This window comes from Pseudomonas koreensis, from assembly GCF_025447595.1.
In the GTDB taxonomy this organism is placed as follows: Bacteria; Pseudomonadota; Gammaproteobacteria; order Pseudomonadales; family Pseudomonadaceae; genus Aquipseudomonas; species Aquipseudomonas koreensis_H.
In genome coordinates, this window is the sequence record NZ_JAOEJU010000014.1 from 1 (window position 1) to 14,462 (window position 14,462).

Below are 14,462 nucleotides of genomic sequence, written 5' to 3' on the forward strand. Positions count from 1 at the left end.
GGTCAGCAGGTTGTGCGCAACCATCAGCCTCAACGACAGCCATGCATCTTTGCGGCTCAGTCCATCAAAGGTCATCGCCATATCCTTGTCTCGACTTCGTATAAGTCGATAGAGCGTCAGATAACGAGCGTGAGCCGAGAGAGCACCGTTTTGAGCAACGGTTCTGGTCTCAGCCAAAACACCTTGGCAAAAACGGTCCAAAGCAAGTTTTCGTAATTCTTTGTACTTTTTCCAGTCACTTTCGGAAATCGACATGAACCTCACCTCTCCCATATTCAAGTGAGACCGGGTAACTGATTACTTCATTGAGATAATCAGCAGAACTACCGACAACAATCCAATATAGACCCACGCATGCACCCGATCCGGTATCCGCCCGATCCACGGCGTGGCCAGTCGAATCCCCAGCATCGAGCCCAGCGTCAGCACCGCAAACGCCAGCAGATCCACATACCCGATAAACCATGGCCCGAGTTCAGTCTCGCTGAACCCCGCCATCAGCATGTACGTCAGCGTCCCCGCCAGCGCCACCGGCACACTCAACGGGTTGGCCATGGATGTGGCTTGGGACATGCTCAACCCGCAACGCCGTAACAACGGCACGGTCATGACGCTTCCTCCTACACCGAGAAAGGTTGCGATGGCGCCAATGCCTACACCGCCGCCAGACGTTTCCAGTGTTCCCAATCGACGTGGGATGACGCCTTCGGACTGCGTAAGAAATCCGCGTCGCAGCAGGCAATCGACAATCGTCACGCCGAGGTAGGCGATGAAGGCATAACGGATGACTTCGCCGCTGACCCACACCGCTGCGATTGCGCCAACGACCGCGCCTAATCCGATGAACCCGCCCAAGGGCCACAGGTAAGCACGGATAAGGTTGCCGGCGCGGCGATGTTTGTCGGTGGCGACCAGGGCGTTGACGATCATCACGCAGGTCGAGGTGGCGACGGCGATATGCATCGAGGATTGGCTGATCGGGTCGTCGGCGCCGTGGCTGGCGGTGAGCATGCGGTACAGCAGCGGCACGACGACGAAGCCGCCGCCGAATCCGAAGAGCACGGCGGTGACGCCGGTCAGGCAGCCGAAGAGTGTCAGCAGGAGGTAGAACATGGTGCGTCGTCCGTTGTTTGGGAGCGGTCGACGATAGAGCGGCGGCGCTTGGCCTGCTTCAGCAAGTCAGTCAATAATGTTTGCGTTTACGCCAATTGCCGGGTGCCGCTCGATGCGCAATGTTTCGATCAATCTGCTGGATGACACGCCGCGCCCGGTGGTGGCGATCGGTACGGATTATTCCCACGGCTATCTGTTGCCACGTCATACGCATCGGCGGGCGCAATTGTTGTACGGCGCGACCGGGGTGATGCAGGTCAGCACGCATGATGGCAACTGGGTGGTGCCGCCGCAGCGGGCAGTGTGGATTCCGCCGGGGGTGGCGCATGAGGTGTTGATGCTGGGGGTCAGCACTCGCAGTTTGTATATCGAGCCGGGGGCGGTGGATCTGGGTGAGCGTTGTCAGGTGATCAGTGTGTCGCCGTTGATGCGGCACTTGCTGATGGAAGCCGTGGAGCTGCCGCTGACTTATGACCTGACCGGGCGTGACGGCGTGCTGATCGATCTGTTGCTGCATGAATTGGTGCGCAGCGCACCGTTGCCGTTGCATATCCCGCTGCCATCTGACGGAAGACTGCTCGAACTGTGTCAGACCTTTCTGCATCAGCCGAATGCCCACCAATCCCCCCAGCATTGGGCCGATCAGCTACACGTAAGCTTACGCACCTTCAACAGACTGTTTCGTCAGCAGACCGGCCTGAGTTTCAGTCAATGGCGCCAGCGCGCCTGCGTGGTATTGGCGCTGGCACGACTGGCGGCGGGTGAAGCGGTGACGCGGATTGCCCTGGATTTCGGCTATGACAGTCCGGCGGCGTTCTCGACGATGTTCCGTCGGATCCTCGGTCAGGCACCGTCCGTCTGGTTGGAGGCGGCGAACTAGGGCAAATCAAAAAATGCGTTTGATCGCGGCCGAAAACAACTGTACAAAAACACAGTGCATTTTCCATCAGCACTCTCGAGCCCGGAGCACACAATGGCCTCTTCAGCGATGAACCTCATCCTCGAACGTATCGCCCTCTTCCAGTTCACCCCGACGCATTGCGCCCAGGCCCGAGGGATGTTGGGCTGGAGCATTGAACAGTTGTCGCGAGAGGCCAAAGTTTCAGTAGACGACATTCAGCGGTTCGAAGCGCAACAGGACGTGGCGGATGAGGTGCGGCTGGCGTTGACCTATCGGTTTGAGGCGCAGGGGCTGGTGTTCTTTCCGGGGTTTGCGCCGGGGCGTGGGGGGAATATGAGGGAGTCGGGCTCTGTAGAAATACGCGGTGAATTGGCAATGGTCGAGTAATTCACCGCATAGGGTTGCCGGAGTGTGGTTGCTGCTGTGGATTGAGTTCGAAGGCTCCACTGCTCTTTGCAAGGGAGCCTTCGTGACCTGATTACTCCTTGAACCCTGGATGACGCAATTCCATCGAAGCCTGTTCGTAGCTGTATGCCATGGCAAACAACTGTGGTTCGCTCCGCTGCTGGCCGTAAAAGAACACGGAGGTCGGCGTGTCGTCATCGTTCATGCCCGAGGGCAAGGTGATTGCCGGGTAGCCTGCGGTGGCAGCGGAGAACTGGGAAAAGCCATCCGACTCGGCGAACAGGGCATCCAGATTGTGCTCACGCACCTGCTCATCAATGGCTTCCTTGAAGTTCTGGCTGATGGTTGTAATCAGCGCGCTTGCCTCCTGATGGGAAAGCGCAGACGCGTTGATGGCCTCAAGCATCTGCTGACCATACTGCTCCTCCCCGGGATTGGCTTGGTTAAAGTCGATCAGCGCCTGCAATGAATCGATTGGCAAGCCCTGGCGGCCGGCCAGATATTCGGGGAGTTCATGCTTCATCCCGCCCATCAGACCATCGAAGTAGCCACCGATGTCGGGAAAACGAACGGTCAGGGGGACGAGCGTAGCGCCTTGCTCCTCCAAAGTAGCCATGGCGGTGAGCATCTCCAGACTCGGGGTCAACACTCTACCGTTGGGGCCTACGTACGCCGTCGGATAACCAATCCGTTTGCCCAGCAGGGCTTCATTGGTGAGCAGTGCCGTGTAATCGATTCCCGTGGGGGCATCGGCGGTCGCACTGTCCGAAGCATCGATTCCTTGCAGGATGTTGAACAGCAGAGCCGCGTCCCGAACGGTTCGGGTCAGGGTGCCCGGAGTATCTTGCAGGCGGGTGATGGGCACGATCCCGGAACGGCTGAACAGCCCCAGTGACGGTTTGACGCCAACCACGCCATTGGCCGAAGCCGGGCAAGTAATAGATCCATTGGTTTCAGTACCCATGGCCAGCGGTGCAAACCCTACGGCAACTGCCGCTGCGGGGCCGGAACTGGAACCGCAGACCGTTTCGCTCAGGACATGAGGATTTTTCCCTTGGCCGCCTCGTCCGCTCCAGCCGAGTGGCAGGCTCATGTCCCGGACACCCGCCCACTCACTCATGTTGGCCTTGCCCAGCAGGATGGCACCGGAATCGCGCAGTTGTTTAACCAAAAATGCATCGTGAGCCGCCGGCTCCCCGACCATGGCCAGCGAGCCGGCACTGGTTTGCATGCTGTCGGCAGTATCGAAGTTGTCCTTCAACAGAACAGGAATGCCATGCAGCGGACCACGGAGTTTGCCTTGCGCACGCTCTTCATCCATCGCGGTCGCGATGTCGAGAGCCTGGGGGTTCATTTCGAGGATCGCGTTAAGCGTCGGGCCTTGCTTGTCCAGATCGGCAATGCGTGTGATGAGGTGTTGAACCAGTGCGACCGAGGTCAGTTCGTTGCTGACCATCATTGCACTCAGCTCGCTGGCGCTGGCGTATTCAAGTGTTGCACTGGAGGGCGCCGCGAAAGAGGCGCTGCTGGTCAGCGAAAGCAGGATGGCCTGCGCCAGCGTGTTCGCGCTGCGTTTAAAGCGGATTTTCATTTTCTAGTCCTTGTTTAAGCCAATCACGAGTGAGTCATTTCACTCGCGACCAAGCCTACCGAAGCCGCAGGAAACGGCTGTCAGCAACAAGAACCTGTTCTGGTAGGAAAACTCACCCAGCCTTGTAGCCGCTACAAACAACGCGCCCTTTTTCTGACATCTCTTGTTCCATTTCCAACCACCACGCGTCCCCACGTTGCGGTTGCATCAGGTTGAACGCCTCGCCCATTTGCGGCGTGGTAATGGAAACACTGCGCTCCCAGGCCAGCGCAAGAATGCGGTCGAACGGCTCATGCCAGGCATGCATCGCCAGGTCGAACGTGCCGTTGTGGATCGGGAACAGCCAGCGCCCCTTGAGGTCGATGTGGGCTTGCAGGGTTTCTTCCGGTTGCATGTGCACGTGGGGCCATTCGACGTTGTAGGCACCGGTTTCCATCAGCGTCAGATCGAACGGGCCGTATTGTTCGCCGATACGTTTAAAACCGTCGAAATAGCCGCTGTCACCGCTGAAGAAAATCCGCGTGTCGCCATCGATGATCACCCACGAAGCCCACAGGGTCTGGTTTCCATCGAACAGGCCCCGCCCGGAGAAGTGCTGCGACGGGGTGGCGATGAAGCGGATGCCGGCGACTTCGGTGCCCTGCCACCAGTCGAACTGGCGAATCTTGGCGGCATCGATACCCCATTTGACCAAGGTATCGCCGACGCCCAGCGGGGTAAGGAATACGTTGACCTTGTCCGCCAGTTTCAACACTGCTTCGTAGTCGAGGTGGTCGTAGTGGTTGTGCGACAGGATCACCGCTTCGATCGGCGGCAATTCATCGATGCTGATCGGTGGCTGGTGAAAGCGTTTCGGACCGGCCCATTGCACCGGCGAGGCTCGCTCGGCGAACACCGGGTCGGTGATCCAGAACTTGTCTTGCAGTTTGAGCAGCAAGGTTGAGTGACCGAGGCGATAGACGCTATGGTTGGGCGCCGCGATCAGGTCCGCGCGGGTCAACGGCTGCACCGGAATGGCCGCCGCCGGCCGGGTGTTGCGCGGCTTGTGGAAAATCATGTTCCACATGATCCGCAGCATCTTGCGCAGACCTTCGCGCTGCACTGGCGCGTGGTTGCGAAACGTCCCTTCTGACTGTCGCGAGGCTTCGGGGGATTGAATAACCGCAGAGGAAATCGATTTGGCCATGACTGAATGACTCCAGAAAAACCGCGAAATTCACGGTTTTCCACGGTGGGACGATAAAGGGCCAAAGCACGCACGCATCAGCCGGACATCTGGTTTTAGGATTCACCGATTAAGGCAACATTACACTCATCGGTGTAGTTTCTAGGTTGCATCAATCCGGATGGCAAGTAAACTGCCGAGTGTAATTTCATCCTTTTTCTGCCGAATCGAATTTATGACAGCTCCAACGCGCCTCACCGACCGCAAACGCGAAGCCATCATCCTGGCGGCCATTTCCGAATTCCGTGCCAACGGTTTCGAGGTCACCAGCATGGACAAGATCGCGGCCACCGCCGGGGTATCGAAGCGCACGGTGTACAACCATTTTCCGAGCAAGGAAGAGCTGTTCGCCGAAATTCTCAACCAGTTGTGGGCACGGATCAGCACCGAGCAAGCCGTGTCGTATCAGCCAGACCAGCCCTTGCGCGATCAATTGCGAGCAATGCTGCTGGCCAAACTGCAGATGATGGCGGACGACAATTTCATGAATCTGGCCCGCGTCGCCATTGCGGCCGCGATCCACTCGCCGGAGCGCGCGCAGAACATGGTGGCGCGCATGGGCGAACGTGAGGAAAGCGTGACCATGTGGATTCGCGCGGCTCAGGCGGACGGTCGGTTGAAACCGGTCGATCCTGAGTTCGCCGCGCATCAGGTGCAGGGGCTGTTGAAGACGTTTGCCTTCTGGCCACAGATTTCCATGGGCCAACCCTCCCTCGACAGCACTACGCAAAATGCCGTGGTCGATTCTGCGCTCGACATGTTCCTGGCCTGCTATCAGCTCTAGACAAGGCCTGCGCCACGGTAAATGGCTCACAAGGACACTGAATTTTCCCGCTGGAATAAATGACAATGTCTGTCATTGACCGATGAACGGTCGCTCTGAAGAATTACACTGCAAAGTGTTTCAGAATGAATCTGGCGCAGAACATCATGGAAAACCAACGCGGCAAAGGCTTGTCATTCGCCAGGCGCATTTACTTGCCACGGGCCATCGGATTGGGCGTCGGTTTCTTCAGTGTCGGTGCCGCGCTGTATCCGTTGAACATGCCGGGCTGGCTCTGGGCGCTGTTGCTGTTCAACGGTTTTTTCTGGCCGCACGTGGCCTATCAATGGTCGACCCGATCAGCCTTCCCCTATCACGCCGAACGCCGCAACCTGTTGTATGACTCGATGTGCGGCGGATTCTGGACGGCGTGTTTCCAGTTCAATCCACTGACCACCGTGACCATCCTGTCGATGATGACCATGAACAACGTGGCCGCCGGCGGTCAGCGTCTGTTCCTCCTCGGCGCCCTCGCCCAGGTGATCGGCGTGTTGCTGGGCTGGTCGGTGTTCGGGGTCCATTTCACCCTGACGGCCACGCAGACTCAGGTCTGGGCCTGCCTGCCGATGCTGACCCTTTACCCGCTGGCGCTGGGCATGGTCTGTTACCGGCTGGCGATCAAACTCGCCGAACACAAACGCACCTTGAGTGCACTGAGTCGCACCGACAGCCTGACTGGCCTGCTCAACCACGGTGCCTGGAAAGACCTGCTGCACCTCAAGTTCCAGCAGTGCCGCCAGCACAATTCATACGCCATTCTCGCGCTGATCGACATCGATCACTTCAAGTCGATCAACGACAGTTACGGACATATTGTCGGCGACGCCGTGTTGCAGTGTCTGAGCCGCGAACTGAAAAAGGTGCTGGATGACAGCGAGTTGGCCGGGCGATACGGCGGCGATGAATTCTGCGCAATCCTGCTCAACCTGCCGTTGAACAAGGCCGAAGCATTGATGGAGCAACTGCGCCAGGCGCTGGATCAGTACCGTCATTCCGACGTTCCCGAATTGCGGGTCAGCCTGAGTATCGGACTGGCGCGCTATCAAGCGTCCTACCCAGATGCCCTCGCCTGGTTCGACGACTCCGACAAGGCGTTGTACACCGCCAAACACACAGGACGTAACACAATCAGCGTAGCGTTGAACCGCTCCAGCGCCTGACAAAAACTTGTACAAAATGGCGAAACAATCGCCTCCTTGTACAAGTTTATGAAGTTTTGTATAAACGACTCCGTCAGCTGGATGCTGGCACACTGCTGTCAGCGATATCGGCCTGCCAGTGCGGGAACAGGGACACCTTCAAGCTTCCAGCCCTATTCCAGAGTGCAGCCAACATGTTCTTCAATCGCAATAAACCCGCCCTCGACAATCTACAGCAGACCCTCACCCAACAAGCCGGCTTGCTCGAAGCCATCGACCGCTCGATGGCGGTGATCGAATTCGATCTCGACGCCGTGGTGCTGCGCGCCAACGACAATTTCCTGAAGACCATGGGTTACACCGCCGAACAGGTGATTGGGCAGCCCCATCGCCGTTTCTGCCCGCCCGAGATTGCCCGTAGCAGCCAGTACACCGAGCTGTGGTCGAGACTCAAAAGCGGTCAGTTCCAGTCCGGCACCTTTGAACGCATCGACGCCCAGGGCCGGCCTATATGGCTTGAAGCCAGTTACAACCCGATCAAGGACGCCTCGGGCCGCGTGGTGAAAGTGGTCAAGTACGCCATGGACGTCACTGCCAAGGTGCAACAGGAAAGCGAAGCCAACGCCAAGTTGCAGGCCATCGACCGGGCCATGGCAGTAATCGAATTCGACCTGGACGGCAGCATTCTCACCGCCAATCAGAACTTTCTGACGCGCATGGGTTACACCCTTGCTGAACTCAAGGGCAAACATCACCGACTGTTCTGCACGGCGGAACTGGTCAACAGCAGTGCTTACCAGGACTTCTGGCGGCGGTTGAATCAGGGTGAGTTGTTCCAGGGTCAGTTCGAGCGCGTTGATAAACGCGGCCAAACGGTTTGGCTCGAAGCCAACTACAACCCGGTCTACGATGCCGCCGACCGCTTGTGCAAAGTGGTGAAGTTCGCCTCGGACGTCACCGCCCGCGTCGAGCAACACGAGCAGGATGCACGCAGCGCGAGCGCCGCTTATCACATCTCGGTGTCCACCCGAAAAGTCGCCGAGCAAGGCACGCAAGTGATTCAACAAGCGGCCAGTGAAATGCGCGACATCGCCGACGACATTGCCGAATCCTCGACCTTGATCGCGCAACTGGGCGAACGCTCCGAACAGATCACCGCCATCGTCAACACCATCCGCTCGATTGCCGATCAGACCAATCTGCTGGCCCTTAACGCTGCCATCGAAGCCGCCCGTGCCGGCGAGCAGGGTCGTGGCTTTGCCGTGGTAGCCGATGAAGTGCGACAGCTGGCGGCGCGCACCAGCGGTTCGACGGCAGAGATTTCCAACATGATCGGCCTGATCCAGAGTGAAACCCGTCAGGCGATCAAGAGCATGGAAGGCACCCGTGGACGCGCGGCGCAGGGCGTCGAACTGGCGGATCAGGCCGGCACGGTGATTTTGCAGATCCGCGACGGCGCCAGCGAAGCGGTAGATGCCGTGAGCATGTTCGCCAATGACCGGGCACCGGGTTAAACGCGATCACGGCAACGCCGCCACGCCCAGCCCCGCACGCACCAGCTCCGTCACGGACAGCATGCTGTTGCAGCGATAACTCGGCGTCACACCCGGCAACTGCTGGCGGCGCCAGGCGACGGTCGGGTGATCGGGCAGAAAGTCGTCCGGGGCTATCCAGGTCAGCGAGGACAAATCTGAAGCGTCGACCTTTTTCAGATAACCCGCACTGGCGCAAACCCGGTAGGAAATCTTCGCCAGCTCCCGTCCGACCAAATGCTCCGGCGGTGTACGTGTCAGGCGCAGGGCGATGTCGGCATCGCGGCGGCTGAGGTTGGCGAAGTCGTTGGAGGTGCTCAGCTCGATGGTCAGCGCCGGATAGTTCGGCATGAACTGCGCCAGCGCCGGCAGCAGCAGACCTTGCAGCACCGAGTCGGTACAAGTCAGACGCACCGTGCCGCTGACCACTTCCCCGCCCTGCTCCACTCCGACTCGCGCCGCTTCCAGTGCCTGCTCGGCACGTTCTGCCTGCTCAGCAAGGGTCTGTGCAAGGCTGGTGGGCAAATAACCGGCGCGGCTTTTTTCGAACAGTTGCTGACCGAGTGACGCTTCCAGTCGGCGTACGGCGCGAAACACCGTCGACACATCGACCTTCAACAGCTGCGCCGCCCGGGCCAGAGAGCCGCCGCGCACCAAAGCGAGGATCAGGGCCAGATCCGGAAAGTCGAGTCGATATTGCATGGCTGCATTGATCACTTGGGCAAACGCCAATTTAGAGTGCGTGAACGCCAATCTATAGTGAGCGTCATCCCTCAACAAGCACAGCGAGTACTCATGGAATCCAGAGCCCTGCGCATCGCCCTGATCGGTGATTTCGATCCGCAAGTCACCGCCCACCAGGCCATCCCGGTTGCCCTCGGACTGGCGGCGGAACACCTTCGCCGTCCGGTCGAATTCGAATGGTTGGCCACCGACCGAATCCTGCCCGAGACGCCGCTGCAAACATTCGACGGTTTCTGGTGTGTGCCGGCCAGCCCCTATAAAAGCGAAGACGGTGCCCTGCGGGCCATCCGCTTTGCCCGCGAGCAGCAGCGCCCTTTCCTCGGCACCTGCGGCGGTTTTCAGCATGCGGTGCTGGAGTTCTCCCGCAACGTGCTGGGTTGGGCCGACGCCGAACATGGCGAAACTTCGCCCGACTCCAGTCGCGCGGTGCTCTCGCCACTGACGTGTTCATTGGTGGAAGCGGTGGACAGCATTCATCTGGTGCCCGGTTCGTTGATCGCCAAGGCGTACGAAACGTCGGAGACTCACGAAGGCTACCGCTGCCGCTACGGTGTGAATCCGCAATTCGAACGGGAGTTGCTGACCCATGAACTACACGCCGTGGGTCACGATTCGGCAGGCGATCTGCGCGCCATCGAGCTGAAAAACCATGTGTTCTTTGTCGCCACGCTGTTCCAGCCGGAACGCGCGGCGCTCAAGGGGCAATTGCCGCCGCTGGTGCGGGCATTTGTTGAAGCCTGCTCGGAGCAATCTCGATGAAACCGAACACTGAGTGTTTCGCCGTGATCTTCACGTCGACCCGCACCGAGGGCGACAACGGCTATGCCGAGGCCTCCGAGCGCATGATGCAATTGGTGACCAAGCAACCGGGTTTTCTGGGCATCGATTCGATCCGGGGGGCGGACGGGGTGGGGATTACGGTTTCGTACTGGGAGAGTGAGGCGGCGATTCTCGCCTGGCGTGAGCATCCGGAGCACCGGGTGATCCAGGCGCGTGGGCGGGCCGAGTGGTATTCGGCGTTTCAGACGCGGGTGTGTCGGGTTGAGCGGGAGTATCGGTTCGGTCAGTGAGTATTGAGGTGTGCTCACTGGCCTCATCGCGAGCAAGCTCGCTCCCACAGGTAGTGCGTTGTTCTCAAGATCACGCGGTACCTGTGGGAGCGGGCTTGCCCGCGAAGAGGCCGGAACAGTCACAGCAGAACCTCAGCCCTTCACCAGACTACGCACCGCCTCAATCTCCGGCACTTCCCGTTTATTCATATAAACGCGCAACGGCTCGGTAATGTTGATCCGGTCATCGATGTTCTGGTCCAGCAGCAACTGGATCAGTTCGCGCTTGAGGGTCATGGTCTGTTCGGTGGTCGGTGCCCAGACGAATTCGCTGCACGGAATGATGCCGTCATCGGCCACGTCCATGCCGAACGAATCCTCACTGAAGCGCACGATGTACTGGCCGGTCTTGCGGTTGAGGCCGACGAAGCCTTTGAGGTCGTCGGCGGCCTGGCAGATGAGTTGCGATGTGATGCGCATGGTAAACCTCACGAAAGGATCGATGGTCTACACGCAGGGCAATGAGTGGCACGCCCTCTGCCGGGGCGGTTGCCGTGGCCAAGCGTACTGCAAACAAACGCACAAAAGTGCGGAAATTTTCGCTTTCAGTACGTTTATGTCGGTCTCGCGATAGCACGTTTTCGTTTGAGTTGCTAAAAGGTACATCTTCGAAAATACCTGCGAAAGGACCTCGACATGCCCGCCACGTTTACCAAAAGCGCACTGCTGCTGAGCCTGATGCTCGGCCTCGGTCAGGCTCACGCTGCCAGCCAGCCAACCCCTGTTGCGCTCGCTGCCTCCGAGGGCATTCCGCACCCGGCGGTGATCGCCCACCGTGGCGCGTCCTTCGATGCCCCGGAATCCACCGCCGCCTCCTACAAACTGGCGCGTGACCTGGGCGCCGATTACCTGGAAATGGACTTGCAGCGCAGCAAGGACGGCGTGCTGTTCGCCCTGCACGACGACAACCTGCAGCGCACCACCGACGTCGCCACCAAGTTCCCGGAGCGCAAGGACAGCCCGGCCAATGCCTTCACCATGGCCGAACTGAAAACCCTCGACGCCGGCAGCTGGTACAACGCCAAGTACCCGGATCGCGCGCGTCCGTCCTACGTCGGTCTGAAGATTCTGACCCTCGACGAAATCATCGACATCGCCCAGGCCAGCCCGCAGCACAAGCCGGGCCTGTACATCGAAACCAAGGAGCCGAAGCTGTTCCCGGGGATCGAGCATGACCTGAAGGAAAAACTCCAGGCCCGCGGCTGGCTGATCCCGGCTGGCGCCAAACCGGCTAAAAACGTCGCCAGCGTCGGCGAGAGCAACGGCAAGGTGATCCTGCAGACCTTCGAGAAGAGCAGCCTGGAAATGCTGCAAAAGGAAATGCCGCAGGTACCGAAAATTCTGTTGCTGTGGGTGGGCGAAGGCGGCATCGAGCCGAAATCCAAAGTGACCTTTGCCGAATCCGGCGAGAAGGACAAGAACGCGTTCTACGGCAAGCAGGAGCCGAAATCCGAAGCCGAGTTCAAGCAGTGGATCGACTACGCCAAGGCACAGGGTGCGATCGGCACCGGCCCTTCGGCGAAGCTGACCCACGGCGGCGATCAGAGCTATTCGGATCTGGTGCAGCCTTGGATGAACAAGTACACCCACGACAAGGGTCTGCTGGTGCACGTCTACACCGTGGATGAGCCGGTGGACTTCGAGAAAGTCATGGCCGCTGGTGTCGACGGCATCTTCACCAACCGCGCCAGCGAACTGCTGAAATTCTACAAACGCCCGGCCGCCGCCAGTGTGGATCAGGTGTTGAAGAACAACGGCTTCTGATGCAACCGGACACCCCGTGGACAGGCCGCCTCTGGCTGGGGCACGACCATGGCCTGATCCACGGGATGTCGGGGCGCACTGCGCCCCACTCCCACTATGCGCACCAACTGATTCTTGCCCCTGACCGCCCGGTGACTGTGCTGGTCGAGGACAAACCCGTCACCACTTCCCGCCTGCTGATTGCCTCGCAGACCAGGCATGCGATTGTCGAGGCGCAGGATCCTGTGTTCACCATTTATGCCGAACCCTTGCGGTTTGATGCCGAGACATTGCGCGATGCGCTGTTAGACATCGAGTGGTCGCTGCCGGCGCTGGATCTCGCCATAGGCCAATGCCCGCGTCGTCCTCTGAATGACCCGAGAATCGAACGGGCCCTCGCGACCGTCGACGCATCACTGTCGAGCAAGGTCGCCGCCAGCGCCGTGGCCGATTCCGCCCATGTGTCGCTGAGCCAGTTGCAGCGGTTGTTCGTCAGTCAGGTCGGTTTGCCGGTTCGGCGGCTAGTGCTGTGGCGCCGGTTACGACTGGCGATGGCTGCGATTCTGGCGGGCAGCCCGGTGACCGATGCCGCACACGCCGCCGGCTTTGCCGACTCGGCGCACTTCTCCCGCAGCCTGAAAAAACTCTTCGGCGTGACGGCGCGTCAGGCATTGCAGCGCATCGAATTGCGCCTGCTGGACTGACTCAACGCCGCAAGCCCTCCGGCGCTTTCGGTTCCTTGCCCAGCGCTGCCGGTTCGAACGGATCGAGCAACTGCGCCACGTAATCACGAGGAAAATCCGGACGACTGCCGATGCCCAGATCGCCCTCGCCGATCCGGTAATCCTCGGTGTAAAACCCAGTGCCCAACAGCCAGTCCCACAACGTGAAGAACAGCCCGAAATTGACGTCACCAGCGCGCCCGTACTTCATGTGATGGAACCGGTGCAGCGGTGCCCAGGCGAAGATCCAGCGCAACGGGCCAATACACATGTCGACGTTCGAATGCTGCAGCAACAGCTGGATCGCAATGGCGAATGCCAGCAACACCGCCACTTCGGACGGAATGCCCAACACCAGCAACGGCAACAGCCCCGCCGTCGCCTCCAGCAGTTGATGCAGCGGATGCTTCATTAAACCGTTGAACCCGTACAGCCGCTCGACACTGTGATGAATCGCGTGCAACCGCCACATCCACGGCACGCGATGGCTGGCGTAATGCATCAGGCTCACGCCCGCATCGGCGATGAAAATCGCCAGCAGCACTTGCAGCCACAACGGCCAGTTCGACGGCCACGCCCCGTCAATCGCCAGCAGCGCCACCAGCCCCGGCAATGCCAGCAGGCCGACGGCATTCAGCGCTTCGTTGATCAGCGCGTGCAGGATGTCGCGACGACGGTCACCGGCGGGGCGGTTCCAGTTCACCTCATAAGGCAGCAGCCATTCGGCGGCGAACGAGACCGCCAGCGCTAAAACGAAAAGCGGCAACAACCACAGCAACGAATACCCCGCCAACCCTATTGCGCTGCCAATAAATCCAACCCAGAACAACGGCGCATACAGCCCCGAAAAGATGCGTTTCATGTCCACCTCCATTAATCGAAGGCTGAGCATGAAAGTTGGCGCAAAACCGCAATTGAACAAACGACGCAAACCGCGTCTGGCGTTTTAAGGGTGAATTAAGTTGCGGTGATTAACCTGAACTCACTTAAACGAATCACCCAAAGGAATAACCGATGAAAACCCTGACTGCCCTGTTTACCGCTGCCGCCCTGACCCTCACCGCTGGCCTGGCCCAGGCTGACGTTCGCGTTGACCAGATCCCGCAACTGGTCAAGGAAGGAAAGATCAAGTCGTTGGAGTCGATGAACGAACAAGCGCTGAAACTGCACCCGGGCGCGACCATCACCGACACCGATCTGGATAACCACTTCAACGGTTATGAGTACGAAGTTGAACTGAAAACTGCTGATGGCAAAGAGTTCGATGTGGACTTCGACGCCACTACCGGCAAAGTGCTGAGCAACAAGCAAGACACTTGATTGACCCAACTCTCCCTGTGGGAGCGAGCTTGCTCGCGAAGGCGTCCGGTCGGCCAACCAAGAGGTTGACTGAACCACCGCCATCGCGAGCAAGC

At 59.3% G+C, this 14,462-nt stretch carries 15 protein-coding genes and 3 pseudogenes; 11 read left to right on the forward strand and 7 right to left on the reverse strand.

Annotation, left to right across the window (positions count from 1 at the left end):
* Both N8H71_RS17275 and N8H71_RS17280 read right to left on the reverse strand, forming a co-directional pair.
* Window positions 1-255: hypothetical protein (locus N8H71_RS17275; protein WP_262194919.1), on the reverse strand; the 255-nt coding region annotated here is incomplete at its 3' end.
* Between the two features lie 42 nt (window positions 256-297).
* Window positions 298-1,113: a sulfite exporter TauE/SafE family protein gene (locus tag N8H71_RS17280; RefSeq protein WP_262194920.1), complete on the reverse strand. Its 816-nt coding sequence runs from the start codon at window positions 1,111-1,113 to the stop codon at window positions 298-300.
* Between the two features lie 112 nt (window positions 1,114-1,225).
* Between N8H71_RS17280 and N8H71_RS17285 the strand changes: the two genes are divergently transcribed.
* Window positions 1,226-1,993 (forward strand): AraC family transcriptional regulator, encoded by a 768-nt coding sequence (locus tag N8H71_RS17285; RefSeq protein ID WP_262194921.1) that lies wholly within the window; start codon window positions 1,226-1,228, stop codon window positions 1,991-1,993.
* A gap of 93 nt (window positions 1,994-2,086) precedes the next feature.
* Window positions 2,087-2,401, forward strand: a complete 315-nt coding sequence (locus N8H71_RS17290; protein WP_262194922.1) for an XRE family transcriptional regulator — start codon at window positions 2,087-2,089, stop codon at window positions 2,399-2,401.
* A 91-nt stretch (window positions 2,402-2,492) separates the two neighbouring features.
* Here the strand turns inward: N8H71_RS17290 and N8H71_RS17295 are convergent, their stop codons facing one another.
* Window positions 2,493-4,010, reverse strand: a complete 1,518-nt coding sequence (locus N8H71_RS17295; protein ID WP_262194923.1) for an amidase family protein — start codon at window positions 4,008-4,010, stop codon at window positions 2,493-2,495.
* A 112-nt stretch (window positions 4,011-4,122) separates the two neighbouring features.
* On the reverse strand, window positions 4,123-5,196 hold the full coding sequence (locus N8H71_RS17300; protein ID WP_262194924.1) for an MBL fold metallo-hydrolase: 1,074 nt from the start codon (window positions 5,194-5,196) through the stop codon (window positions 4,123-4,125).
* 214 nt (window positions 5,197-5,410) lie between these two features.
* Between N8H71_RS17300 and N8H71_RS17305 the strand changes: the two genes are divergently transcribed.
* The 4 genes and pseudogenes from N8H71_RS17305 to N8H71_RS28880 all read left to right on the forward strand — a co-directional run.
* Window positions 5,411-6,019 carry a TetR/AcrR family transcriptional regulator gene (locus tag N8H71_RS17305; protein WP_262194925.1) on the forward strand — a complete coding sequence of 203 codons (609 nt, stop codon included), beginning with the start codon at window positions 5,411-5,413 and terminating at the stop codon, window positions 6,017-6,019.
* Between the two features lie 146 nt (window positions 6,020-6,165).
* Window positions 6,166-7,218: a diguanylate cyclase gene (locus N8H71_RS17310; protein ID WP_262195025.1), complete on the forward strand. Its 1,053-nt coding sequence runs from the start codon at window positions 6,166-6,168 to the stop codon at window positions 7,216-7,218.
* Window positions 7,219-7,481: 263 nt separating this feature from the next.
* A pseudogene (locus N8H71_RS28875) lies at window positions 7,482-8,165 on the forward strand (PAS domain-containing protein); the annotation flags it as partial.
* Between the two features lie 108 nt (window positions 8,166-8,273).
* Window positions 8,274-8,711: pseudogene (locus N8H71_RS28880) on the forward strand (methyl-accepting chemotaxis protein); the annotation flags it as partial.
* A 9-nt stretch (window positions 8,712-8,720) separates the two neighbouring features.
* On the opposite strand, the pseudogene N8H71_RS17320 reads toward N8H71_RS28880, so the two are convergent.
* Window positions 8,721-9,509, reverse strand: a pseudogene (locus tag N8H71_RS17320) (LysR family transcriptional regulator); the annotation flags it as partial.
* Window positions 9,510-9,524: 15 nt separating this feature from the next.
* Between N8H71_RS17320 and N8H71_RS17325 the strand changes: the two are divergent.
* Together N8H71_RS17325 and N8H71_RS17330 are read left to right on the forward strand one after the other, a co-directional pair.
* Window positions 9,525-10,232 (forward strand): CTP synthase C-terminal region-related (seleno)protein, encoded by a 708-nt coding sequence (locus N8H71_RS17325; RefSeq protein ID WP_262194928.1) that lies wholly within the window; start codon window positions 9,525-9,527, stop codon window positions 10,230-10,232.
* Window positions 10,229-10,543 carry an antibiotic biosynthesis monooxygenase family protein gene (locus tag N8H71_RS17330; RefSeq protein ID WP_262194929.1) on the forward strand — a complete coding sequence of 105 codons (315 nt, stop codon included), beginning with the start codon at window positions 10,229-10,231 and terminating at the stop codon, window positions 10,541-10,543. Before N8H71_RS17325 ends, N8H71_RS17330 begins: the two co-directional genes overlap by 4 nt.
* 132 nt (window positions 10,544-10,675) lie before the next feature.
* Here the strand turns inward: N8H71_RS17330 and N8H71_RS17335 are convergent, their stop codons facing one another.
* Window positions 10,676-11,002: a DUF2025 family protein gene (locus N8H71_RS17335; RefSeq protein WP_007951085.1), complete on the reverse strand. Its 327-nt coding sequence runs from the start codon at window positions 11,000-11,002 to the stop codon at window positions 10,676-10,678.
* A gap of 216 nt (window positions 11,003-11,218) precedes the next feature.
* On the opposite strand from N8H71_RS17335, the gene N8H71_RS17340 reads away from it, so the two are divergent.
* The gene (locus tag N8H71_RS17340; protein ID WP_262194930.1) at window positions 11,219-12,346 is read left to right on the forward strand and encodes a glycerophosphodiester phosphodiesterase; all 1,128 of its coding nucleotides are present in this window, start codon (window positions 11,219-11,221) and stop codon (window positions 12,344-12,346) included.
* Window positions 12,346-13,029 (forward strand): helix-turn-helix transcriptional regulator, encoded by a 684-nt coding sequence (locus N8H71_RS17345; RefSeq protein WP_262194931.1) that lies wholly within the window; start codon window positions 12,346-12,348, stop codon window positions 13,027-13,029. The genes N8H71_RS17340 and N8H71_RS17345 overlap by 1 nt, the downstream gene beginning before the upstream one ends.
* A 1-nt stretch (window position 13,030) precedes the next feature.
* Here N8H71_RS17345 and N8H71_RS17350 read toward each other — a convergent pair whose 3' ends face one another.
* The gene (locus N8H71_RS17350) at window positions 13,031-13,909 is read right to left on the reverse strand and encodes a sterol desaturase family protein (protein WP_262194932.1); all 879 of its coding nucleotides are present in this window, start codon (window positions 13,907-13,909) and stop codon (window positions 13,031-13,033) included.
* Between the two features lie 152 nt (window positions 13,910-14,061).
* Here N8H71_RS17350 and N8H71_RS17355 point away from each other — a divergent pair, with 152 nt between their 5' ends.
* Window positions 14,062-14,367 (forward strand): PepSY domain-containing protein, encoded by a 306-nt coding sequence (locus N8H71_RS17355; protein WP_236177857.1) that lies wholly within the window; start codon window positions 14,062-14,064, stop codon window positions 14,365-14,367.
* Window positions 14,368-14,462: the final 95 nt, after the last annotated feature.

Coding starts and splice junctions, on each gene's coding strand:
- N8H71_RS17280 (WP_262194920.1), bottom strand. CDS start 1,113: ATGTTCTACCTCCTGCTGACACTCTTCGGCTGCCTGACCGGCGTCACC.
- N8H71_RS17285 (WP_262194921.1), top strand. CDS start 1,226: ATGCGCAATGTTTCGATCAATCTGCTGGATGACACGCCGCGCCCGGTG.
- N8H71_RS17290 (WP_262194922.1), top strand. CDS start 2,087: ATGGCCTCTTCAGCGATGAACCTCATCCTCGAACGTATCGCCCTCTTC.
- N8H71_RS17295 (WP_262194923.1), bottom strand. CDS start 4,010: ATGAAAATCCGCTTTAAACGCAGCGCGAACACGCTGGCGCAGGCCATC.
- N8H71_RS17300 (WP_262194924.1), bottom strand. CDS start 5,196: ATGGCCAAATCGATTTCCTCTGCGGTTATTCAATCCCCCGAAGCCTCG.
- N8H71_RS17305 (WP_262194925.1), top strand. CDS start 5,411: ATGACAGCTCCAACGCGCCTCACCGACCGCAAACGCGAAGCCATCATC.
- N8H71_RS17310 (WP_262195025.1), top strand. CDS start 6,166: ATGGAAAACCAACGCGGCAAAGGCTTGTCATTCGCCAGGCGCATTTAC.
- N8H71_RS17325 (WP_262194928.1), top strand. CDS start 9,525: ATGGAATCCAGAGCCCTGCGCATCGCCCTGATCGGTGATTTCGATCCG.
- N8H71_RS17330 (WP_262194929.1), top strand. CDS start 10,229: ATGAAACCGAACACTGAGTGTTTCGCCGTGATCTTCACGTCGACCCGC.
- N8H71_RS17335 (WP_007951085.1), bottom strand. CDS start 11,002: ATGCGCATCACATCGCAACTCATCTGCCAGGCCGCCGACGACCTCAAA.
- N8H71_RS17340 (WP_262194930.1), top strand. CDS start 11,219: ATGCCCGCCACGTTTACCAAAAGCGCACTGCTGCTGAGCCTGATGCTC.
- N8H71_RS17345 (WP_262194931.1), top strand. CDS start 12,346: ATGCAACCGGACACCCCGTGGACAGGCCGCCTCTGGCTGGGGCACGAC.
- N8H71_RS17350 (WP_262194932.1), bottom strand. CDS start 13,909: ATGAAACGCATCTTTTCGGGGCTGTATGCGCCGTTGTTCTGGGTTGGA.
- N8H71_RS17355 (WP_236177857.1), top strand. CDS start 14,062: ATGAAAACCCTGACTGCCCTGTTTACCGCTGCCGCCCTGACCCTCACC.